Below are 23,650 nucleotides of genomic sequence, written 5' to 3'. Positions count from 1 at the left end.
AACATGGATTACATATTATCACCCTTTTAAATCAACGGGTAGCATGTAATTCTTCGGTTTGCCGCTTCATTATTAGTGAGAGTAGTTTTAACTATATCACATAATGGTCAAACACCATTCGTGACGTTTGGTTTTGGTTTAGGTGAAAGCTGGGGTTCAAAGCTTATCCAGCAATCTATCTTGAAAAACCGCATTGCAGGTTTGGGTAAGAACCGCAAAACAGCCGTGTTCCCTAAACTGGTGTTTGCAATCAAAGATGGTTTGAACCACCAGAAGCAAGATCCAAATTACGACATCAAGCAACTAGCGCTTGAGTGTGCGTCTAAGCGTATGTATCCAGACATTCTTAACTACGACAAAGTAGTAGAAGTGACAGGGTCATTCAAAACGCCGATGGGCTGCCGTAGCTTCTTGAATACATACGAAGAAAATGGTGAGTTGATTCATGAAGGCCGTAACAACTTAGGTGTTGTAAGCCTGAACTTGCCACGTATCGCGATTAACGCGAAGCAAGATATGGCTAAGTTCTACGAACTGCTTGATGAAAAACTCAAGCTTGCTCGTCGTGCTCTAGAAACTCGCATTTCTCGTCTAGAGAACGTGAAAGCACGTGTTGCTCCGATCCTATATATGGAAGGTGCATGTGGTGTTCGTTTGAAAGCAGACGACTCAATCGCTGACATCTTTAAGAACGGCCGTGCTTCTGTTTCTCTTGGTTACATTGGTATCCACGAAGCGATGACAGCACTTTACGGTACTGACGTTCACCTGTACGACGATGACGAAATGCGTGCTAAAGCGCTTGAGCTGGTGGAGTACATGAAACGTGAAGTGGAATCTTGGACGAAAGAGACTGGTTACGCGTTCAGCCTGTACGGAACACCAAGTGAAAACCTATGTAGCCGATTCTGCAGCATCGATACCAAAGAGTTTGGTGTGATTGATGGCGTAACAGACCGTGGCTACTACACCAACAGCTTCCACTTAGATGTGCAGAAGAAAGTGAACCCATACGACAAGATCGATTTTGAGATGCCTTATCCCGAAATCTCTAGCGGCGGTTTCATCTGTTACGGTGAGTTCCCGAACATGCAGAAGAACATCGAAGCACTAGAAAACGTATGGGATTACAGCTACACACGTGTACCTTACTACGGCACGAATACGCCAATTGATGAGTGCTACGAGTGTGGTTACAACGGCGAGTTCGATTGTACAAGTAAGGGCTTTACGTGTCCTAAGTGTGGCAACCATGACTCAACGAAAGTATCGGTAACACGCCGTGTTTGTGGTTACCTTGGTAGCCCAGATGCACGACCATTTAACTTCGGTAAGCAAGAAGAAGTTAAACGCCGCGTGAAGCATCTCTAGTAAGCTCTAAGATCATTAGCTGGCTTACTTAGAAGAGCTAGGTTTCCAAGAAATATGATTGGTATCGGCGCTATGTCGATACCAATTCATATGTTTCACTTCTCGCAACTTTTCGAGTTAAACCATTAAGTCATCACGAGTTTTCAATACTGCCTTATGAATTATCACCAATACCACCCAATCGACGTTGTAAACGGCCCAGGAACACGCTGCACCTTATTTGTGTCGGGTTGTGTGCACCAATGCCGTGGGTGTTATAACCAATCGACGCAAAGGTTGGATTCTGGGCATTTGTTTACTCAAGAACTTCAAGACCACATTATTGCTGATCTGAATGATCCGCGAATCAAACGTCGTGGTTTATCACTTTCTGGTGGTGATCCAATGCATCCGGCAAACGTGTCTGAAGTGCTTAAGCTTGTGCAACGTGTAAAAGCGGAGTGTGAAGGCAAAGACATCTGGATGTGGACGGGCTACGAGCTAGATGAGCTTGATGAAAAGCAGAAGCAAGTGTTGGAATACGTTGATACCTTGATTGATGGTCGCTTTGAACAAGATAAAGCGGATCCAATGTTAGATTGGCGTGGCAGTTCAAACCAAATCATTCATCGGTTCCGACTTTAGTGGACTTACGTTAGTTAACGCCATGCTACATTGGTTCAAATTAGTAGCCTCAGCTTCTCTGCTGAGGCTTTGTTATTTTATGACGTGCTAAATTTGTAAATTGATGGAATATTGAACTATCTGGAATAGGGAATATTAGATTGCACCAGTCTCAACTAGAGTTATCTCCTAAAAATAAAAACTTTGATGAATTTCTGTTTCTTAAATTGTAAATAAAATGATAACTTGGAGGCCATTACTTGAATTTCAAAGGGTTGTGACTTTCATGTTTTCACATCTACCAAAACCAACTTTAGATCCAATTTTATCTCTTTCTGTCGCTTACCGCGGCGATCCTCGTACTGACAAAGTCGATTTAGGCATTGGCGTTTACAAAAACGACCAAGGCGAAACACCTATCATGAAAGCCGTTTCTATGGCTCAAGATATTGTTGTTGAGACTCAGAAAACCAAAGCTTACGTTGGCCTAGCTGGCTGTGAAGAGTTCAACCAGAGCATGGTTGATCTGCTGCTTAAAGGGACTTCTGCCATGGATCGCGTTGCTGCGATTCAAACACCGGGTGCAAGTGGTGCACTTCGCATGTTGGGTGACTTAATGAAAGTTTCTCAACCAGACACCACTGTTTGGATTTCAAACCCAAGCTACGTTAACCACAAACCGGTGATGGAAGCGGCAGGCTTAAAAGTTCGATACTACAATTACTTCAGTCCTGAAACGAAGCAAGTTGATACAGCAAGAATGTTGGATGACCTTTCAACTGCGGGTCCATCAGACGTGGTACTACTTCACGGTTGCTGCCATAACCCAACGGGTGCTGATATCAATTTTGAAGCGTGGCAGGAAATTACTAAGTTATCGCAAAAGAATGGTTTCCTACCGTTCGTTGATATTGCCTACCAAGGTTTTGGTGACGGCTTAGAAGAAGACGCGAAAGGTCTTCAACACATGGCGAATAACGTTGAAGAGATGTTGATTACAACGTCTTGTTCAAAGAACTTCGGTTTGTACCGTGAAAGAACGGGTGCAGCAATCGTGATTGGTAAGAACAGTGAACACGTTGGTAATGCCAAAGGTAAACTGCTGACGCTTGCGCGCTCAACTTACACTATGCCACCAGATCACGGTGCGGCTTTGGTGAAAACAATTCTTCAGAATCAAGAGTTAACAACGATTTGGAAGCAAGAGTTGAGTGAAATGCAGCAACGTTTGTTAAATCTGCGCCAGAGTTTATGTGATGAATTGCGAAATACTTATAACACGTCACAATTTGATTTCATCGAAAGCCATAAAGGCATGTTTAGTGTACTAGGCTTTAAAGAAACTCAAATGAATCAATTACGTGAAGAATATGGAGTCTATGGTGTTGGTGATGGACGCATCAATATCGCAGGCCTTTCCGAATCTCATATTCCTTATGTAGCTAAAGCGATAGCCAACGTTTCAAAATAGAAGGTGACTGAATGTATAACTGGAAAGCGATTGTAGTTTTAATGCTAAGTGGTGGCCTGTTTGCTTGTTCGACGACGACTCAAGTTCCTGTCGAACCAGAGCAAAAGCCTCAAGTAGAACAACCTGTTGTGGATGACTCTGCAAAGACTGACGCAACTGAAGGCGAGAAAGTAACGGAACCTACAGAGAAGCCTGAAGAAGTAAAACCGACCGAGCCAGAAGCCAAACCAAAGCCTGAAGAAAAGCCAGCTCCAAAACCAACTAAAACAAGTGATGGCAAACTGATTCTTGGTGAAGAAGAGTGGGTGTTTGTTCCTGGTTTGAAAGAAGCGTTTAAAGCACGTGTAGATACAGGTGCAACAACATCTTCAATCAGTGCGGTTGATATTGTTGATTTTGAACGTGACGGAAAAGATTGGGTTAAATTTAAGATTGAACATGACGGTATTACAACAGAAGAGGTCAGTTTACCTGTAGAACGTTGGGTGAAGATCAAACAATCAAGTGCTGAAGGCACACAACGACGTGCCGTTGTTGTCGCTTCAATTCAAATCGGCGATCTAAAAGACAAAACAGAGTTTACACTAGCAGACCGAACGCATCTTTCTTTCCCACTTCTGTTGGGTAGAAGCTTCTTTAGAGATGTTGCGGTAGTAGATGTAAGCCAAAAATACGTTCAAAAGAAAATTACTAAATAGCAGTTCTGCTCGTCATCAAAGCTTTTCGTTTTTAAGAGCAAGACTTTTAGTGTTAATAAATGAAATCCCTGTCAGTTCTGCTGGTGGGGATTTTTCTATTTACACCGTAATAACGTATGAAAAGCATCTAAATGGTCTATGTTTACGATTCGTTTACTGTTTAGCCTCGACAACGAGATCGAGATCTCTATATAATCCGCGCTTCGATTTTTGTTTAATCCATACTTTCGTACTTCTTATTTAGGTTCTTGAAATAGCCTAATAATTATCTGTCAGTACACGTTTAGGAATTAGTTCTTTGATATCTACCGCGAACATCACAATGCAATTTGGCGCAGAGCCGCTGTTTGAAAACATCTCTGCTAAATTTGGTAACGGCAACCGCTACGGTTTGATCGGCGCCAATGGTTGCGGCAAATCAACGTTCATGAAAATCCTAAGTGGCGCATTAACGCCAAGCTCGGGCAACGTTTCTATCACTCCCGGAGAAAAACTGGGTGTGCTAAGCCAAGATCAGTTCGCTTTCGAACAATACAGCGTTATCGACGTTGTGATCATGGGCGACAGAAAGCTATGGGAAGTAAAACAAGAACGTGACCGCATTTACTCTTTGCCAGAAATGAGCGAAGACGATGGCATGAAAGTCGCTGAGCTTGAAAGCGAATTCGCGGAAATGGATGGCTACACAGCAGAAAGCCGTGCAGGTGACATCCTGATCCAAGCGGGTATCGAAGAAGAGTTTCACTTTGGCCTGATGCAACAAGTTGCTCCGGGTTGGAAACTGCGTGTGCTATTGGCACAGGCACTGTTTGCAAACCCAGATATCTTGCTTCTTGATGAACCAACCAACAACTTGGACATTCACACGATTAACTGGCTTGCTGAAGAGCTAAACCAGCGTAAATGTACAATGATCATTATTTCGCACGATAGACACTTCCTGAACTCTGTGTGTACACACATGGCGGATATCGACTATGGCGAACTTCGTGTTTACCCAGGTAACTACGAATACTTCCTAGAAGCTTCTGGCTTGATTCGTGATCAACTACTAGCAAGCAATGCTAAGAAAGCGGCTGAGATCAGCGAATTGCAAGACTTCGTAAACCGTTTTGGTGCGAACGCATCTAAAGCGAAACAAGCAAGTTCTCGTGCTAAGAAAATGGACAAAATCACGCTTGATGAAGTGAAATCATCGAGCCGTATGAGCCCATCAATTGATTTTGGTGAAGGCAAGAAACTACACCGTCAAGCGCTTGAACTCAAAGAGCTTGGTCACGGCTTCGATGGCGAAACACTGTTTTCTGGTGGCAACTTGCTGCTTGAGGCGGGTACACGTCTTGCCGTTATCGGTGAGAACGGTGTAGGTAAAACCACGCTACTACGTTGTCTAGTTCAAGAGCTGGAGCAGAACGAAGGTATCGTTAAATGGTCTGAAAATGCTTCTGTAGGTTACTGCCCACAAGACAGCACCAAGGACTTTGACAACGATCTGAGCATCTTCGATTGGATTTCACAATGGCGTACAGCTAAGCATGATGACCTAATGGTACGTGGCATTCTTGGTCGTCTATTGTTTACCGCTGATGATGCGAACAAGAAAGCTCGTAACTGTTCTGGTGGTGAGAAGAACCGTCTGTTATTTGGCAAGTTAATGATGCAAGACATCAACGTACTTGTGATGGACGAACCAACCAACCACATGGACATGGAAGCAATCCAAGCCTTAAACGATGCACTAAAGGTTTACACTGGCACGCTGATCTTCGTGAGCCATGACCGTGAGTTCGTTTCTTCACTGGCAACACACATCATCGATGTGAAAGATCAACAGCTAGTGAGCTTCCAAGGTACTTATGAAGAGTACTTAGATCATCAGAAAAAGATGCTGATGGTTAGCTTATAACCGTGTTGGTTTATCTATAGTCGCATCGGTGAACGGCTAGTCGATATCAGTTCATCTGCGTTGAGAATAAGAAAGCCCCCGAACACAATTGTGGTCGGGGGCTTTTTCTATTTAATTTGTGTAGCTATTTATTACTTAATGAAAAAACTTGGCTTATCAGTAAAGCCTAAGTACGAAATCTGGCTTAGAATCCAAATCTAGCCGACATTAAGATTTGGTGACCGTAAGTGCCGTTGTTTCGTAAGTCAAGGCCAACAGAAAGTTGATCTGTAGAGTGGAAACGCGCACCAACACCAACAATTGAACGAGTGTCGTCGTTGTCGAGCAGTTGACCAAGGCGCGCGTTAACTTCAACGTTTGCCATTAACCAAGCTCTCAAACCGATGTTTACTTCAGTTTTGATGTGGTTGTCGTCATTACGTTCAATGTTGTGCAGTAGCATTTGGCCCGTAACGTCAGCAAATTGACTAATTGGACCGTTAAATCCCATACCTATAGCCGCATCCCAATCACTTTCAAATTCAGAATCGATACGTGCAACGAAGTGGGAGTTCTGGGTGAACATTGTCGTGACTTCACCACCGAAAGTACTAGGGCTCGTACCCATGCGCATCTCAAATGTGTTGTAGTTAAAGTTGTTTGCAGACGCAGAGAATGAACACAGTGCAGCTAACCCCAGAAGGACAGTCTTGTTTGTGCGACCTAGCATGGTGACTCCATATAAATTGTATTTTCGGCAGTATATACAAAAAAGCCTGCAATATGCAGGCCAATTTATTGAAGTTCATTATTTAAAGCAAGGTGTTTGAGATTTGAAGCTTACAAAACTTGGATATGGTCAACTTCGATCTCTGGTGTTTTGCCACCTTCGTACTCACCGAAGATACGTACTTTAGTATCAGCAGTTAGTGGTTGTGCTAGATGGATATCGTCATCTAGCTCTATTTGAATTTCACTCTGGCCATCAGAGAAGATAAACGTGTCATTCTTTAGTTGACGAACAATCTTGCCATCCACAATTGCTTCTTGCTCTGCGAACATACTTGTGTCGGCAAGTAGTGTCGCAACAGAAACGGTTTCAATCGGTCCAGTGTAAGCAATAGCGCTTTCGTGCTTATTGCTATTGTGGTCACTAGCCATTGCAAAAGTAGGAGCAAGGATAATAGTAGATGCGATAGCTAATACAGTTTTTTTCATGGTGAATCCCTTAATGTTGTTTTTAGTAGAAACGTTTTTCTGAATTTGAAACGTTTCTTTTCGTTAGTACGCTTAATTTGTTTGTAAGCTTCGTTTCGATGGAGCTATTAAACAACACTGGGGTTGAATCCAGAGTGAGTAACACATTCATTTTCCATTCATTTTATTGAGCATCTACTTGGCAATGACGTTAAGATGGTGGCAGATAGATATTACCCACAGCTATAAATTGAAAATTAAGAAATTAAGAAATTAAGGATTTAAGTACAAATGCGAGCACCATTAAGTGCCCTTATGGTTCAAGGGACAACGTCAGATGCCGGGAAAAGTGTTTTGGTGGCAGGTTTATGCCGTGTTTTGGCCAGGAAAGGAATCAAAGTGGCACCCTTCAAGCCACAGAACATGGCGTTAAACAGTGCTGTGACAAAAGATGGTGGCGAAATTGGTCGCGCTCAAGCGGTTCAGGCGCAAGCTTGTAATATTGAGCCAACCGTTCACATGAACCCTGTATTGCTAAAGCCCAATTCAGATACCGGCGCGCAAGTAATTCTGCAAGGTCGAGCGCTGAGCAACATGGAAGCGACGGGGTATCATGATTACAAGAAAGTTGCGATGGATACGGTGATCGATTCGTTTGACCGACTTTCTGAAGAATATGAAAGCGTGATGATTGAAGGTGCGGGTAGCCCAGCTGAAATCAATCTTCGCGAAAATGATATCGCTAACATGGGGTTTGCTGAGAAAGCGGACATCCCAGTGATCATCGTTGCTGATATTGACCGTGGTGGCGTTTTTGCGCACCTCTACGGGACATTAGCTCTGTTGTCTGAATCTGAACAAGCTCGAGTAAAAGGCTTTGTGATAAACCGTTTTAGAGGTGATATCGCACTGCTTCAATCTGGCCTAGATTGGCTAGAGGAAAAAACCGGCAAGCCTGTGATTGGTGTTTTGCCATACCTGCATGGTTTTAACTTAGAAGCGGAAGATGCCATTACCTCTGCTCAAGAATCTGACGGAGAAGCTAAGCTTAAGGTGGTGGTGCCAGTATTAACCCGAATCAGCAACCATACAGACTTTGACGCGTTAAGACTGAATCCTTCGATTGATTTACGTTATGTCGGTAAAGGTGAACGTTTAAACAATGCAGATTTGATTATCTTGCCAGGTACAAAATCGGTAAGGGCCGATTTGGATTACCTAAAGCAACAAGGCTGGGATAAAGATATTCAACGCCACTTGCGTTTAGGCGGCAAAGTGATGGGTATCTGCGGTGGCTACCAAATGTTAGGTAACATCATCCACGATCCTGATGGTGTTGAAGGTACGCCCGGCAGCAGTGAAGGGTTAGGGTATCTCGATACTGAAACGACTCTTACACAGCAGAAAACTTTAACAAACGTACGTGGCACTATGACGCTGGATAACAAAACAGCACAAGTAAAAGGGTATGAAATCCACGTAGGCAAGACTGATGTCAAAGAAACAGCATTACCGGTTCAGTTAGAATCTGGCAGCCTAGATGGCGCTGTGAATCAAGATAACTCGATTTTTGGTACTTACCTGCATGGCGTATTCGACAACAGTGATGCTGTGTCGCTTATTTGTGAATGGGCAGGAGCCAACGATGTGACCGCGATTGACCACGAACAGCTTAAAGAGCTGGGTATTAATCGAATCGCGGATGCCATCGAAAAATACTTAAATCTTGACCTGCTTTGGCCAGAATTAAAGGTTTAGGCTTGAATTGAAAAGATCGGCCAAGAGCTTAAACGAACATAGATAATTGATAACAATGAAGAAACCAGTCATCCTTTTTGCCATCGCCTTAACTTCGGCATTGAGTTCTACTCAGCTTTTGGCTGCCGAAAAGCTAAGAGTCTATGCTGCATCGTCAATGACCAATGCAGTTAATCTGTTGGTTAAAGAGTTTGAGAAAGCTCATTCTGTCGATGTGATTCCTGTGTATGCGAGCACGTCGTCTTTGGTGCGACAAATAGAAAGAGGAGCACCAGCAGACATTTTTATCTCGGCAAATGAGAAATGGATGACGCATTTAGTTGATCGAAAATACGTCTCTAGTGACAATGTCACAAACTTGTGTGAAAACGAACTTGTGTTGATTTCTCCGAAAGAGACGTCGGTATCATTGGAACTCTCAAAGGGAGAACAGTGGTCTAAACTGCTCACTAATGAAAGGCTTGCAGTTGGTAACACCATGTCGGTGCCTGCTGGTATCTACGCTAAGGAAGCGTTAGAAGCTCTGGGTGTTTGGGATAATGTGAGCTCTCGATTGGCACCAAGTAACAATGTTCGTATGGCATTGGCCTTGGTGGAACGCAGTGAAGCGAAGCTCGGCATTGTCTACAAAACCGACGCTTTATTATCGAAAGAAGTCGATGTCGTTGCGACGTTTCCTTCAAATCTCCACACACCAATACGTTACCCTGTAGCGAAGTTGAGCGATAAAGTTGTCGCAGAAGAGTTCTATACTTTCCTAAAGAGCGAAAAAGCGAAAGAAACCTTGAACAGTTTTGGATTTGAAGTGCGTTAATGATGTATTTATCGGAATACGAATACCAAGCCTTAATGCTGAGCTTAAAAGTCGCTGGGTTTGCCATCTTATGGCTTATTCCTATCGGCATTGGGTTAGCGTGGCTACTTGCAAAAAAACAATTTGTAGGCAAAAGCATTGTAGAGAGCATTGTCCATTTACCTTTGGTACTTCCTCCTGTGGTCATTGGCTATTTGTTACTGGTGATGATGGGCAGACAAGGCGTTATTGGCTCATGGCTTAATGACGTGTTTGGTATTGTATTCAGCTTCAGTTGGAAGGGGGCAGCATTGGCATGTGTTGTTGTCGCGTTGCCATTAATGGTTCGCTCTATCCGACTCAGCCTAGAAACAGTCGACAGCAAACTGGAAGAAGCGGCAGCCACATTGGGCGCATCGCCTATTCGCGTGTTCTTCACAATTACGTTGCCTTTGATGATCCCCGGGATCATTACTGGCACCATGCTTTCTTTCGCAAGAAGCTTGGGTGAGTTTGGCGCGACCATCAGCTTCGTTTCAAATATTCCCGGTGAAACTCAAACCATTCCTTTGGCTATGTACACCTTTATTGAAACCCCTGGTGCGGAATTGGAAGCGGCGCGTTTGTGTGTTATTTCTATTGTAATAGCACTGGGTTCATTGATGTTATCTGAGTGGCTTAACAAAAAGTCAGCACAACGTTTGGGAGGCAATGCATGAGTGCTTTGATCCTCCAATATCAGCAACAACTGGGTGAAACCTTTTTTGATATCGACTTAGAGCTCCCAAGTAGCGGCATTACGGCAATTTTTGGTCGTTCTGGTGCGGGTAAAACCTCACTCATCAATGCGATTAGTGGTCTGAAACGACCTGATAAGGGTTTGATCAGCGTATCAGGAACCACACTGTTTGATAGTGAAAATGGCATCAATTTGCCGACTCACAAGCGCAACGTTGGTTATGTGTTCCAAGAGTCGCGATTGTTCCCACACATGAAGGTGACGGCGAACCTTAAGTACGGCATGAAAAGCGTTGATAAAGCGCACTTTGACCAAATAGTCTCGCTTCTGTCATTGGGTTCGTTGCTTGATCGATACCCAGCTCGTTTGTCTGGCGGTGAGAAGCAACGTGTGGCGATTGGCCGAGCATTGTTATCAAAGCCGAGCATTTTGTTGATGGATGAACCTTTAGCGTCTCTCGACTTGCCTCGTAAGCGCGAAGTGATGCCGTTTCTGGAAAACTTATCCGAAACTGTTCAAATACCGATCATCTATGTCACTCATAGCCTTAATGAAATTTTACGCTTGGCAAATCACCTTGTGATTATTGACCAAGGCAAAGTTATTTCGTCGGGCGTGACGGAAGAGGTTTGGGCATCGAGAGCCATGCAACCTTGGCAGTCTTTCTCAGAGCAAAGCTCGTTGTTCGAAGCGACATTGGCGGAGCACAATGACGATTATGCGCTGTCTCGCCTAATGCTAGGAAAGTCGACGTCGTTATGGGTTCAGAAAGTATCGAGTGACCTTGGGGCTGCGGTAAGGTTACAAGTTAGGGCAAATGATGTCTCTATCACGCTAGAACAACCGAAAGGCACTTCGATACGTAATATCCTTCCTGTGACCATTAAGAGCGTAGAGACGCACCAGCAAGGCACAAATAAGCAGAGTGTCGCTGTCGAGCTAGAGTTAGAGTCTGGATGCTATCTATGGGCAACCATTACATTGTGGGCGCGGGATGAGTTGAATCTAGAAATCGGGCAGCGTGTTTACGCGCAAATTAAAGGTGTAAGTGTCGCTCAAAGAGATATTGCCGTCACGCACTGATTCAGATTTGATCTTAGAGGCAATGCTTAGATAGGTTCGCTCATTGTCTTTTTTATGTTTACAGCCTGTCAGCGATGTTGAATGTTTGTCTGCGATATGAATATTGATCTTGATTCCATGAATGGATAGGCGCGTCATTTTTATACGGTATAACTGCCAGTCTTGCGCCACACTGTATGAGTGTTAAGGCATATTATTTGTCGAATCATATGAACATTAGCAATAAGAATATACAGATGTAAAACTCGACGTGAAGAAAATAGCGGATATAAAAAAGCCGCATGTTTGAAGTAACATACGGCTCAATCATTAAGTTTTCGTTAAGCACTCAACCTAAATTTAGGTGAGATGAATGGCTTATCGGATGAAAACTTCTTTAAAATCACGCTTCAAGATTGCATCACGACGTGCTTTCTTGATTTGCTTAGCCATGTCTTTTACACAGTTATGTAAAATTTGGTCAAGCAGTTGAGCTCGGTACTCTTCTTTTTCTTCATCAGACATGCCTTCTGGAAGTTTAAGAGTAGGGAACTCTTCCATCATGTTTACGCCAGCGAAAGCTTGGCTAACAGAGATTAGAGCGTGGAATTGCTCAAAGTTGTCCAAAACATTTTGTGCGCTTGCTGGAAGGCTGCTCCAAGTTTCACGCACTGCTTCTTCAGACACCTCATGAATAGAAGTAACCATGTTGTGCATCTCTTTCGGCACTTCATCAAATTCGATAACTTGGCGAAGCTCTGGTGAGATAGTGGTTAAATCGATTTCTTGTACTTCGTTGTTTGTAGCGTCTGACATAGTATTTCTCTTTAAAAAGAAACAATGCTAAAAAGTTCTGTAAAAAAGTCAATATAATATAGAGATTAGGGCATGATTTAAGCCCAAATTTGAGCTACTTTGAATATTCAACACTAGATAAAGGTGATGTGATGATAGAAAAGGGATCTTCGATGCGCATATTGCTGGTTGATGATGTTCAACTAGACAGGATGCAACTTGCTATTCGACTCAAGCAACTGGGTCATATTGTAGAAGCTGTCGGTAGCGGAAAAGAAGCCCTGAGTGTTTATTCTGATTTTGATCCTGAACTCGTGTTACTTGATATTAGCATGCCAGGGATGGATGGTTTTGAAGTGGCTAATGAGGTTAGAAGTCGATTTCCAGAATGGGTTCCCATCATATTCCTGAGTGGTCACGAAGAACCTGCAATGATCGCTAAAGCAATTGACGCTGGTGGTGATGATTACCTGATCAAACCGGTAAACAAGGTCGTTTTAAATTCTAAGCTGATTGCGATGCAGCGTATCGCGCACATGAGACGAGAGCTAAAACAAAGTACCGCCAAACTCGAAGAACTGAACATTCTTCTACAACAACAAGCCAACGAAGATGGTTTGACCAAATTGTATAACCGTCGATATATGGATACTAAGCTTGAAGAGAGCATAGCGTGGCACGGAAGACGTAATATATCCATGACAGTCATACTTCTAGATGTAGACTTCTTTAAGCCTTACAACGATAATTATGGTCATATTCAAGGGGATAAGTGCTTACAAGGGCTTGCTAATACCTTGAAACAGCTGTTTGTTCGAGCGGGTGAATTTGTCGGCCGTTATGGCGGTGAAGAGTTTGTTTTGATTCTTAGTGATACAGATAGCGAAGCTGCGAAGGTACACGCGACTCGAGTTAAAGAGGCATTATATAAGATGAACTACGCTCATGACCACTCAACGGTATCGGATAGAGTGACAGCGTCACAAGGTGTGTTATCCTTTGTGCCTGAAGGTGATGAATCTATTGCGTCTATTTACGAAAAGGTCGATCAAGCGCTTTATCAAGCGAAGCAAAGTGGTAGAAATACCTTTGTACAACGCAACATTTTGGAGCTTGCTCGTTAGTTGGCGGGCTCTTTTAGATATTTCAGTTTATACTTCTATTAGCGTTTGAGCTACGAAGTGCTTTAGTGATAAGAGAAATGCCACATTCGAAGTCATTTTCTATGGCGAATACATCTTGGACACTTGCGGTTCCTATATTTTTTACCGTTTTTTCGGCGACCGTTAATGCCAATTGGCTAACTGATCGTTTCAGAAAGGATTTAGAACAGAGCTTCGCCACCAGTGTACTGCTTAACGACACCGACGTGTTTACCTTTGGTATTAATAATTTTGATCCAAACAAAGTCTTTAGTTTAGATAACGAAGATATTGGTTCAAAAGACTCTGTAAGTCGCAGAAAAGATATTACTTCAATCAGCCTTCCTTATACGTTTGAACTACCTGAAGATAATCATCAAGAGATAACATTGCGTTTGTCAGCACTGCGTATTGAGAAGGACATTTCGTACGCGTCTACGGTGAAAAGCGATTTTCAAAAAGAATCAGTCATTTCTGGCTATGTAGAATTTGCGAATGTATCCCAATTAGATGAGCACTGGAGTTTCAGTTCTGCTATTGGTAACCACGTCTCTTATTACCGTAATGACTTCGAATATCGTTCATCATTGCTTGAGCCTATTAAAGATCAATTGGATAACGTTTATCTCAATACCGATGCATGGGCTTACATCATTGAACCTAAAATTAAAATGACCTTTGAAGACAAGAATGACTGGGGAAAGTATAAATTGAGTACCAGTTGGCATTACTTCAATGGTATAGGTTGGGGGGAGGCTAATAATGGCAACGTTGGATATCCCGAAGGTTGGTATATCGCCAATGAAGCCAAGATTTTCTATGACTTAATACGCTGGGATAAGAACATTACTTCTATGTACTCCAGTATAAGAAGAATTGATATCGGTGGTGATACCGTTGCTTCTATGGGTACAACGTCATACTACGAAGGCAGTGTAGGTTGGCTACTCAACCCAAATCTGTTTAACGACTGGGTTGATAATGTTGGAATTGGATTGACAATCAATTACGGAAGTAGTCTGAAGGGAGGGAGCTTAGTTATCTTCTTCAACCAAGATTAATCTCCCTGTCTATTGCACATGGAACTTATAAGTGGTTCTTCTCGTCATTAAAGCATACAGTTATTAATGCTCTGTTTACTGGTTATTAGTAACTAGTTATAGATACTTAAGTTATTGAGCCTTTTAGTTATTGTTAGCTGTTAGCTGTTAGCTGTTAGCTGACAGTTACAGCAGCTATTGACGCTTCTAGCGACTAACACACAGCTTGTTTCGACCGGTTTCTTTCGCTTTGTACAGCGCTTGGTCAGCAAGCTTTAACACCGCTTCAGGAAGTCTGGTGGTTGTACTATCAGACAATCCAATACTCACCGTCACATTCACCACTTCCGATGGTTTACCGTTCTTACCACGCTTTTTCATACCCACTTCATGATCATCAGGGCGCTCATGGTTATTCCGAATCGTCATGTCGTAGTTTTGAACCTCGGAAATTAGAGCTTGAAGATGCTCTTTAACTTGTTCCGAATGTTTGCCTTTAAAGATAATCGTGAATTCTTCTCCACCATAGCGATAAGCTTTCGCGCCACCGGTCGTTTCTCTCAGAATGCGAGCCACCAGTTTTAACACATCGTCACCAATGTCATGTCCGTAAGTATCGTTGAATTGCTTAAAGTGATCGATATCGACCATCGCAAGCGAATACTTACGCCCTAAGTGCTTCATATCGACTTCTAAGGCGTGTCGACCGGGAATATTAGTTAGTTGGTCATTAAAGGCCATATCATGACTAGCGGACATCACATAAACGATGATCAATGTGCCTGACAATGAGAACATGGTGTTGGAGATGTATTGAACGTCGAAGAAGATGAACGTACAAGAAGAAAGCAAAATTGCGCTATAAACCACAACATCGATAGAGCGGTTATACACCAACACTAGAATGGCAGTAATGCCAAACAAGCAAAGGCTATACAACACCAAAACAAAAGGCAGTTTGGAGAAGTCTCTGACAGTAAACAGAAGCCCTTCACTCCATGATTCAAAACCGCCGGCATGGAAGTGGGAGACGATGAGTTGTGCCCACACCATGAATAGAACGAGAACGATGGCGTATAGCAGCATCGACTTTGAGTTTACGCCGTTATCAGGGAAGGCATAAACAAGTAAGCAAGTGACGGGTACCAATGCCGCAAGTAACGAGAGCTCTAATAGTGTTGTGCCAGTATTGAGAGGCGTTTGTAAGCGAACTTGGATGATCAGATAAGCGAGAAGCATGGTCACCGATACCATCGCCATTCGACCTTGTCTGAATGTGTGGCATAGCAGAACCGCAACGCTCAATAAAATGTAAGGAAGGTTGCTAGCAAACCCTAAATTTGAGTCCGTCACGAGAATGACGTTGTCCATACCAACGAGCAAAATTGTTAGCAGGACTAAAGGGAAGCAAAATCGAAACATGCTCGACGTTACAAAAGATGATGCCATTTATGTGGTGAGCCTAACTATATTGATGATCTTATTATTTAATACTATGCGTAGGATACGGTTAAACAAGCAATTGCCAAGCTTTTTGCCTAAATTAGAGCAAAAACATAGTCATAGGTCGCTATTGGTGCAATCATTTTTATATGTATTTGAGTTGCTATTAACCATAGAACGGACTAAACAGTATATATGAGAATTTAATTAGTCGTTATAGATACTTAACAAAACTAGGTGGTTTGTACCTAATGGTTACATGATGACCAACAAGCGAGAAATGTAAATCTGTAATGAAATTCAAGTAAGGTTTATAACTAAGTTACAGTGAGTTTTGCGATTAGGTTGTTCATTGGCTGAAACTCGGTCATAAACACCCGCTACAAATGGAGGTGTAGTATGCAAATAAGTGTGGATGTACATAACTATATGGAAACTCTGGTAGGTCATGTCTTGGCTACCGAAGAATACGTGTCTAGTTATACCAATGAACAATTGGCCGATCTCGCGTGTTTGGCTTTAGGTCAGCTAAAACCTATCTATATTCGTTTTGATATCGATTTCCTGTCAGCATTACCTGAAGATAAATTGGTGCTCTATAAACGCAATAGTGAGATCGCGGTCAAAAATGCTGAAAGTATGATTATTGACGATCGAAGACGCGAACGTGACGACAATGTGCCCGTTATATTTAGTCAACACAATTTTGATGATGACGTAGAATTGCAATGGTATGAAAAGCCGTTGTTGAACCGTAAACAGTCATGATAGTTTAGAGTGAATACGGTCATTTAAGGAGTAAAAAACGTGGGATTCTTTTCTAGATTATTTGGTGGCAAAGAAAAAACCGAACAAAAAGTAGAGATTGAGCCGGTCGAATATAAGGGTTTCAATATCTATCAAGATGCCATTGCAGAATCTGGTCAATACCGTGTTGCTGGGCGAATCGAGAAAGAATTCGATGGTGAGATCAAAACTCACCGTTTTATTCGTTCAGATGTTGTTTCAAACAAACAAGATGCCGATGAATTGATGCTTAAAAAATCACAGATGTTCATTGACCAAATGGGTGACAATATATTTAGCTAACCAATTAGGGTTAGAATTGATGTTGGTCATCATTTAGAGAGCTTTCAGTGTATATGCTGAAAGCTCTTTTTAGTTTTAGGGACAAAGAACAGCTAGTAGGTTGTTATTAAAAGGATTATTTGCAAGTGGTTTGACCTCTTAGTTCGAGACGGTCATCATTTCTTCAAATGAAGCGCTCAAATTCCATCCAAATCGTTATAAGTAATAACTTTTCCTGTTCTTTGAACAAAACGCTTGAAGTATTAGTTGTCGTTAGATACAAACGAATAAGTCATTCGTGCCAATAGTCAAGGAATAGCTATGCAAATTGGTGTACCAAGAGAAACGCTCGCAGGTGAAACGCGAGTCGCTGCTTCGCCGAAATCGGTAGAACAGCTTCTAAAATTAGGATTTGAAGTTTGTGTTGAATCACAAGCAGGTGCGTTAGCAAGTTTTGAAGATGCAGCTTATGAACAAGCTGGAGCAAAAGTTGTCACCGCAGATGAAGCTTGGAAATCCGAAATTATCTTTAAAGTTAATGCTCCCATCGTTGACGAGTCTAAAAATGAAATCGATCTTCTTAAAGATGGCGCAACATTGGTCAGCTTTATTTGGCCTGCTCAAAATCCAGAATTAATGGAACAATTGTCCAATCGCAACATCAACGTGATGGCGATGGATTCTGTACCACGAATTTCAAGAGCTCAGGCGTTAGATGCATTGAGCTCTATGGCAAACATCGCGGGTTACCGTGCTGTTGTTGAAGCGGCGCATGAGTTTGGTCGATTCTTCACGGGTCAAATTACGGCCGCAGGTAAGGTTCCGCCAGCGAAAGTATTGGTTGCAGGTGCGGGTGTTGCTGGCCTTGCGGCTATCGGTGCTGCGGGTAGCTTAGGTGCGATTGTTCGTTCATTCGATGTTCGTCCTGAAGTAAAAGAGCAAGTCGAGTCGATGGGCGCTGAATTCTTGGAAGTCGATTTCAAGGAAGATACCAGTGCTGGTGACGGCTACGCAAAAGAGATGTCTGAAGCATTCAATAAGAAAGCTGAAGAGCTTTATGCAGCTCAAGCAAAAGACGTCGATATCATCATTACAACAGCGCTTATTCCAGGTCGCCCGGCGCCTAAGCTGATTACCAAAGAAATGGTAGACAGCATGAGCGCAGGTAGTGTGATTGTAGACCTTGCGGCAGCCAATGGTGGTAACTGTGAATATACGGTTGCCGATCAAGTCATTACAACGGCTAATGGCGTGAAGGTGGTTGGTTACACTGATATGGTTGGCCGACTACCGACTCAATCATCTCAACTATATGCAACGAACCTAGTGAACCTGCTGAAACTGCTTTGCAAAGAGAAAGATGGCAACATCAATATCGACTTTGAAGATGTTGTTGTGCGTGGTGTCACTGTCGTAAAAGAAGGCGAGATCACTTGGCCAGCTCCACCAATTCAAGTTTCAGCTCAACCACAACAAGCTAAGCCAAAAGCGGCCAAACCAGAGCCTAAAGTTGAAGAACCTGTTTCTCCAATGAAGAAAGCGGCGGGTATGGCTGTTGCTGTTGGTGCGTTCGCTTGGGTAGCTTCGGTTGCTCCTGCTGCGTTCTTATCTCACTTTACCGTTTTTGTTCTCGCTTGTGTGGTGGGTTATTACGTAGTTTGGAATGTAAGCCATTCTCTGCATACGCCATTGATGTCCGTTACAAACGCGATTTCAGGCATCATTGTAGTAGGTGCACTGTTACAGATCGGACAAGGAAGTGGCGTTGTCACGTTCTTATCATTTATTGCCGTATTAATTGCAAGTATCAATATCTTTGGTGGCTTTACAGTGACCAAACGTATGCTTGAAATGTTCCGTAAAGACTAAGGAGTAACAGATGTCTGAAGGATTAGTACAAGCAGCTTATATTGTTGCTGCTGTATTCTTTATTATGAGCTTGGCTGGGTTATCGAAACAGGAATCTGCTCGTGCAGGTAACTATTACGGTATCACGGGTATGGCAATCGCGTTGATCGCGACGATCTTTGGCCCTCATTCTGCAGGTATTGTATGGATCATCATTGCTATGGTGATCGGTGGTGGTATTGGTATCCACTACGCAAGAAAAGTAGAAATGACTGAGATGCCTGAGCTGGTGGCGATTCTGCACAGCTTCGTAGGTATGGCGGCGGTACTTGTGGGTTACAACAGCTACATCGATCCACCTGCTGCTGTTTCTATCAACCCTGCAGATATTCATGCAGAGCACGTTATCCACCTCGTGGAAGTGTTCCTTGGCGTGTTTATCGGTGCGGTGACGTTCACGGGTTCGATTGTTGCATTTGGTAAGCTTCGCGGCGTTATCTCTTCGTCTGCATTGAACATCCCTCATAAGCACAAGTGGAACCTAGCGGCTATTGTTGCTTCTACACTGCTGATGATCACGTTCGTTAAAGCGGACGGCAGCATGTTCGCGCTAATGGTGATGACACTTATCGCTTTCGCATTCGGTTACCATCTGGTGGCATCGATTGGCGGTGCAGATATGCCAGTCGTTGTCTCTATGCTTAACTCTTACTCTGGTTGGGCAGCCGCCGCTGCAGGTTTCATGCTTGCAAACGATTTGCTTATCGTAACAGGTGCATTGGTTGGTTCGTCAGGTGCGATTCTGTCTTACATCATGTGTAAGGCGATGAACCGCTCTTTCATCAGCGTTATTGCTGGTGGATTCGGCCAAGAAGTGGTTGTGTCTGATGGCGATGAAGAGCAAGGTGAACACCGTGAAACATCGGCTGAAGATGTGGCTGATATGCTGAAAAACTCTAAGTCAGTAATTATCACTCCTGGATACGGCATGGCAGTGGCTCAAGCTCAATACCCGGTGCATGAGATTACTGAAAAACTAAGAGCACAAGGTATCAATGTTCGCTTTGGTATTCACCCTGTTGCTGGTAGGTTACCGGGTCACATGAACGTACTGCTTGCTGAAGCAAAAGTACCTTATGATGTCGTTCTTGAAATGGACGAAATCAACGATGACTTCAATGAGACAGATACTGTATTGGTAATTGGTGCGAATGACACCGTAAACCCTGCAGCATTAGAAGATCCAAACAGCCCAATCGCAGGAATGCCTGTATTGGAAGTTTGGAATGCTCAAAATGTTATCGTGTTCAAACGCTCGATGAACACAGGTTATGCTGGTGTGCAAAACCCACTGTTCTTCAAAGAAAACACGCAGATGCTGTTTGGCGATGCTAAAAAGAGCTGTCTAAGTATCTTAGAGCATCTATAAAGATCACCTCTAAGCAATCTTTAATAACTCGATAAGGAGCTCATTTGAGCTCCTTTTTTTATCTTACGAAAGTGAGCCTATGTGTGGGCTCAACTGCTAGGAAGTTGACGAAGCTTATGCAAAAACTTGCCGCAATTGAGGTTGGGCTTGCCAATCTGCCTACTAGTGCGCTCGCACAATGTGGCCGTAATATATCGACTTTATCTCTGTAGCTCGCCATTCTCACTGTTTTTCATGCGGTTAAAAATTTATCTTTGATAGCGAATGGTATATATTTGTTTGATCTATATGAATTTGCGTTGGTTTGTGATCATCAAAAGAACATTTACTCTTTTTATCGCTACGTTATCTTTGTCAGCAAATGCGTTTGCTAACTCTTTGCCTGAGCGTATCGATAATTTCACCAAACTCTTTGATCATGAAACGGCAATCGAATCTTACGATATTCGAGTGCTACAGGCTGATTATCCAACACGTTTGATCATGCCGTCTTCAATGCTGCCACAAACAGCAGAGTACCCGTTAACAGATATCCAGCGCTTATACCAGTTATCAAAAACCTGTGGTGGTAAACTGCCGTTAAGCCCGTTGATTACTGAGCCTTTAGTTTTTACTCGTGCAATGTGCAAAGGCACCAAGCTTTCCGACCGTTGGTTTAGCCGTAGTGGCTTGATTCACCCTGGCGGTGGTTCTTATGCAGCACGATACGTTGAGAAGTACCCTGAAAAGTTCGACTCTCTGAAGCGCTTTATGCATATTCAAGAGCGACCAAACACCGAACATGATGAACTGCTTTCTCGCTTACAACAAATGGATAGTGAAGCCATCACTGCGCTGCTAGCGGGTGCGAGCATGTTTGTTGAACTCGATGAAATGTGGGTAAAACGCGGCGACAGATATTACCTGTATAAAGAATCAGTCTGGAACGAAAACGCCACGCTTGCTGGGTTATCGTTTAGCTTGTCGTCAGAAGGCAATAGCTGTTTTGTCCAGCGTGGTAACGTGTGTTGGGAAATAGAAGATCATTCAGAGCTTCTTCAAGTTGCCATGTTTATCTTGGTGATCGCCAACATCATGCTTGTCTTAGGTTGGGCGATTTACCGTTGGAACAGCAAGAAACAAGAGATGAAGAGTCGTATGCTGGTTCTTCAAATCCTAACGCACGAATTAAGAACGCCGATTGCGAGTTTATCATTGACGGTGGAAGGGTTCAGACGTGAGTTCGAACAGTTGCCTGAGTCGGTATATGATGAGTTCCGTAGGTTGTGTGAAGATACGCGCCGCTTAAGGCAGTTGGCGGAAGCAAGTAAAGATTACTTGCAGTCAGACAATCAACCACTCGCAACAGAGTGGGTGCCAAGCGTCGAAGAGTGGCTCCAATACAAAGTTGAAGAAGATTTTGCGCCGGGTATCGAACTTCGTATAAACAAAGATATCGCTGCAAAAGTGAACGTATATTGGTTAGGTACGTGTATAGATAACCTAATCAGAAATGCTGTGAAATACGGCGTGGCTCCAGTAATTCTAGAACTGAATACTTCTGACAAGAAGCTGACATTCAAAGTTATAGATAATGGAGACTTGTCTCGCAAAGATTGGGGGCAACTAAGAAAGCCATTCGTAAGTAAGAGTGGACTCGGTTTAGGTCTGACGATAGTGGAATCTATGGTCGGAAAAATGGGCGGTCACATGACGCTTATCGGCCCCCCAACAACATTTATTTTGGAGATACCTTGTGAAACAGACATTGCTTCTCGTTGAAGATGATAAAAATTTAGCTGACGGTTTATTAGTTAGCCTTGAGCAAGCTGGATATGAATGTTTGCATGCAGAACTGATCTCTGAAGTTGAAGGCTACTGGGAACAAGCGGATCTAGTGATTCTAGACCGTCAACTTCCTGATGGCGACTCAGTAGATTCACTTCCAGGTTGGAAGAAAAAGAAAGATATCCCAGTTATTTTGCTAACGGCTCTCGTGACAGTAAAAGACAAAGTAGCAGGCCTAGATTCAGGTGCGAACGACTACTTAACTAAGCCATTCGCAGAGGCTGAGCTGTTTGCTCGAATTCGTGCTCAACTTCGACTGCCTGATTCTGAAGAGCAAGATGCATCAAAAGTTATCGCTCAGAATCTTGTCATCGATAAAGCGACACGTGAAGTGTTTTTCAATGAACAGGAAGTAACCTTAACGCGCACTGAATTTGACCTTCTATTGTTCTTGGCAAGTAACCTTGGACGTGTGTTTACACGTGATGAACTGCTTGACCATGTATGGGGTTACAACCATTTCCCAACAACACGTACGGTAGACACGCACGTTCTGCAACTAAGACAGAAACTGCCGGGTCTAGAAATTGAAACGCTGCGTGGCGTTGGTTACAAGATGAAAGCGTAATGAGAATAGCCTTACTTCCACTATTACTGTTTTCTTGCGTAGCGAATACCGCGCAAGCAACGGATTGGTTTAAGAGCAGCGATGCTCTGACTCAAGTACATAAACATCTGCTAGATAATGATTTACCTCAGATGTTTGATTCATTAGTGGAAGTTTGGCAAATCAACTCTTCTCAATCACGAGAAGATCACCTCAATGAACTGTTCGATCAAGCATTGAACAAAGATTGCGGTAAAACCCTCACCAGAAAAACACTACCGGATTGGATCAGTTCCGTAGTCGTCAAAAGACACATCATTCAAAGTCCTGGCCGAGATACTTTTCGTGTATCGATTAATGTCGAATCCGAAAACAACATTCAAGATATTACCTTCGAGAAATGGGTCGACAAGATCGTTTCATCGGATAGTGAGCTAACCAAAGACAGTGAAGTGGTAAACAACTCATCTGTGAGTCTATACCGCAAGCGTTACAATTTAGCCTCTCAGCTTGAATCCGGTTTATATCGTTTGAGTGTAAAAGGCGATGACGGAAATTCATGGAGTACTTGGATTATCCTTGGTGAAGTTGCAATGCGTCAACAAGTTCGCTGGGCTTCAAAAGATACGTGGCGAATCGATAAAAAAGAACTGCTGAACCCTTATTGTCCTCTTCCTAAGCTCGAAATTGGTTTGTACGATTACGTCGATGAACATTATGAACAGGTTTGGGGTAAGAGCTACGAATCTGACTATCCAATGAATCTCACTGGCGAAGAACTTCCTAATGATCGCTATGTTTTGGCGGTTTCAATGGTACATTCACGCTGGCAAGGCGATATAGCGATAGAACAAGCACAAACTATCAGTAAGACTTATGACATTTCTAGTGAAGAAGAGTTAAAGTAATTTAAAATTGTGCCGTTAACTATGTA

General features: G+C 43.0%; 21 protein-coding genes and 1 pseudogene. 18 read left to right on the top strand and 4 right to left on the bottom strand.

Going from position 1 to position 23,650, the window contains the following annotated elements:
- Positions 1-102: 102 nt before the first annotated feature.
- The 5 genes and pseudogenes from nrdD to ITG09_18070 all read left to right on the top strand — a co-directional run bounded on the left by nrdD (position 103) and on the right by ITG09_18070 (position 6,049).
- Positions 103-1,371 (top strand): annotated as a pseudogene (nrdD, locus tag ITG09_18090) (anaerobic ribonucleoside-triphosphate reductase).
- Between the two features lie 156 nt (positions 1,372-1,527).
- Positions 1,528-1,995, top strand: a complete 468-nt coding sequence (gene nrdG, locus ITG09_18085; GenBank protein ID UPR54859.1) for an anaerobic ribonucleoside-triphosphate reductase-activating protein — start codon at positions 1,528-1,530, stop codon at positions 1,993-1,995.
- A gap of 265 nt (positions 1,996-2,260) precedes the next feature.
- Entirely contained in the window at positions 2,261-3,445 is a 1,185-nt protein-coding gene (locus ITG09_18080; GenBank protein UPR54858.1) for an aspartate/tyrosine/aromatic aminotransferase, read from the top strand.
- 11 nt (positions 3,446-3,456) lie between these two features.
- Positions 3,457-4,143, top strand: a complete 687-nt coding sequence (locus ITG09_18075; protein UPR54857.1) for an ATP-dependent zinc protease — start codon at positions 3,457-3,459, stop codon at positions 4,141-4,143.
- Between the two features lie 298 nt (positions 4,144-4,441).
- The gene (locus ITG09_18070; protein ID UPR54856.1) at positions 4,442-6,049 is read left to right on the top strand and encodes an ABC-F family ATPase; all 1,608 of its coding nucleotides are present in this window, start codon (positions 4,442-4,444) and stop codon (positions 6,047-6,049) included.
- Positions 6,050-6,233: 184 nt separating this feature from the next.
- On the opposite strand, the gene ITG09_18065 is transcribed toward ITG09_18070, so the two are convergent.
- Entirely contained in the window at positions 6,234-6,758 is a 525-nt protein-coding gene (locus ITG09_18065; protein ID UPR54855.1) for a hypothetical protein, read from the bottom strand.
- Between the two features lie 110 nt (positions 6,759-6,868).
- On the bottom strand, positions 6,869-7,246 hold the full coding sequence (locus ITG09_18060; protein UPR54854.1) for a NirD/YgiW/YdeI family stress tolerance protein: 378 nt from the start codon (positions 7,244-7,246) through the stop codon (positions 6,869-6,871).
- A gap of 270 nt (positions 7,247-7,516) precedes the next feature.
- On the opposite strand from ITG09_18060, the gene ITG09_18055 reads away from it, so the two are divergent.
- From ITG09_18055 to modC, 4 genes are read left to right on the top strand one after another with little or no spacing between them, the layout of a single operon-like run.
- Positions 7,517-8,983 carry a cobyric acid synthase gene (locus tag ITG09_18055; protein ID UPR54853.1) on the top strand — a complete coding sequence of 489 codons (1,467 nt, stop codon included), beginning with the start codon at positions 7,517-7,519 and terminating at the stop codon, positions 8,981-8,983.
- 55 nt (positions 8,984-9,038) lie between these two features.
- A complete protein-coding gene (gene modA, locus ITG09_18050) occupies positions 9,039-9,797 on the top strand; it encodes a molybdate ABC transporter substrate-binding protein (protein UPR54852.1) in 759 nt (252 codons plus the stop codon).
- Positions 9,797-10,495, top strand: a complete 699-nt coding sequence (modB, locus tag ITG09_18045) for a molybdate ABC transporter permease subunit (protein UPR54851.1) — start codon at positions 9,797-9,799, stop codon at positions 10,493-10,495. Before modA ends, modB begins: the two co-directional genes overlap by 1 nt.
- Entirely contained in the window at positions 10,492-11,598 is a 1,107-nt protein-coding gene (modC, locus tag ITG09_18040) for a molybdenum ABC transporter ATP-binding protein ModC (GenBank protein ID UPR54850.1), read from the top strand. Before modB ends, modC begins: the two co-directional genes overlap by 4 nt.
- Before the next feature lie 357 nt (positions 11,599-11,955).
- On the opposite strand, the gene ITG09_18035 is transcribed toward modC, so the two are convergent.
- Positions 11,956-12,393: a DUF3069 domain-containing protein gene (locus ITG09_18035; GenBank protein ID UPR54849.1), complete on the bottom strand. Its 438-nt coding sequence runs from the start codon at positions 12,391-12,393 to the stop codon at positions 11,956-11,958.
- Positions 12,394-12,524: 131 nt separating this feature from the next.
- On the opposite strand from ITG09_18035, the gene ITG09_18030 reads away from it, so the two are divergent.
- Together ITG09_18030 and ITG09_18025 are read left to right on the top strand one after the other, a co-directional pair.
- Entirely contained in the window at positions 12,525-13,496 is a 972-nt protein-coding gene (locus tag ITG09_18030) for a diguanylate cyclase (protein ID UPR54848.1), read from the top strand.
- 77 nt (positions 13,497-13,573) lie between these two features.
- A complete protein-coding gene (locus ITG09_18025) occupies positions 13,574-14,575 on the top strand; it encodes a Solitary outer membrane autotransporter beta-barrel domain (protein ID UPR54847.1) in 1,002 nt (333 codons plus the stop codon).
- Positions 14,576-14,761: 186 nt separating this feature from the next.
- Here ITG09_18025 and ITG09_18020 read toward each other — a convergent pair whose 3' ends face one another.
- Positions 14,762-16,003: a GGDEF domain-containing protein gene (locus ITG09_18020; protein ID UPR54846.1), complete on the bottom strand. Its 1,242-nt coding sequence runs from the start codon at positions 16,001-16,003 to the stop codon at positions 14,762-14,764.
- 393 nt (positions 16,004-16,396) lie between these two features.
- Here ITG09_18020 and ITG09_18015 point away from each other — a divergent pair, with 393 nt between their 5' ends.
- The 7 genes from ITG09_18015 to ITG09_17985 all read left to right on the top strand — a co-directional run bounded on the left by ITG09_18015 (position 16,397) and on the right by ITG09_17985 (position 23,624).
- A complete protein-coding gene (locus ITG09_18015) occupies positions 16,397-16,765 on the top strand; it encodes a late competence development ComFB family protein (GenBank protein ID UPR54845.1) in 369 nt (122 codons plus the stop codon).
- Between the two features lie 39 nt (positions 16,766-16,804).
- Complete coding sequence (locus ITG09_18010; GenBank protein ID UPR54844.1) at positions 16,805-17,086, top strand: transcriptional regulator; 282 nt, start codon at positions 16,805-16,807, stop codon at positions 17,084-17,086.
- A 300-nt stretch (positions 17,087-17,386) separates the two neighbouring features.
- Entirely contained in the window at positions 17,387-18,934 is a 1,548-nt protein-coding gene (gene pntA / locus ITG09_18005) for a Re/Si-specific NAD(P)(+) transhydrogenase subunit alpha (protein UPR54843.1), read from the top strand.
- A gap of 10 nt (positions 18,935-18,944) precedes the next feature.
- Complete coding sequence (gene pntB / locus ITG09_18000; GenBank protein UPR54842.1) at positions 18,945-20,342, top strand: Re/Si-specific NAD(P)(+) transhydrogenase subunit beta; 1,398 nt, start codon at positions 18,945-18,947, stop codon at positions 20,340-20,342.
- 288 nt (positions 20,343-20,630) lie between these two features.
- Entirely contained in the window at positions 20,631-22,103 is a 1,473-nt protein-coding gene (locus tag ITG09_17995; GenBank protein ID UPR54841.1) for a DUF3404 domain-containing protein, read from the top strand.
- Positions 22,078-22,737 carry a response regulator transcription factor gene (locus ITG09_17990; GenBank protein UPR54840.1) on the top strand — a complete coding sequence of 220 codons (660 nt, stop codon included), beginning with the start codon at positions 22,078-22,080 and terminating at the stop codon, positions 22,735-22,737. Before ITG09_17995 ends, ITG09_17990 begins: the two co-directional genes overlap by 26 nt.
- On the top strand, positions 22,737-23,624 hold the full coding sequence (locus tag ITG09_17985; GenBank protein ID UPR54839.1) for a DUF2861 family protein: 888 nt from the start codon (positions 22,737-22,739) through the stop codon (positions 23,622-23,624). Before ITG09_17990 ends, ITG09_17985 begins: the two co-directional genes overlap by 1 nt.
- Positions 23,625-23,650: the final 26 nt, after the last annotated feature.

This window comes from Vibrio cyclitrophicus (genome assembly GCA_023206055.1).
GTDB lineage: Bacteria > Pseudomonadota > Gammaproteobacteria > Enterobacterales > Vibrionaceae > Vibrio > Vibrio cyclitrophicus_A.
Note: the sequence above shows the minus strand (reverse complement) of the source record. Positions and strands in the feature narration are given on the sequence as shown.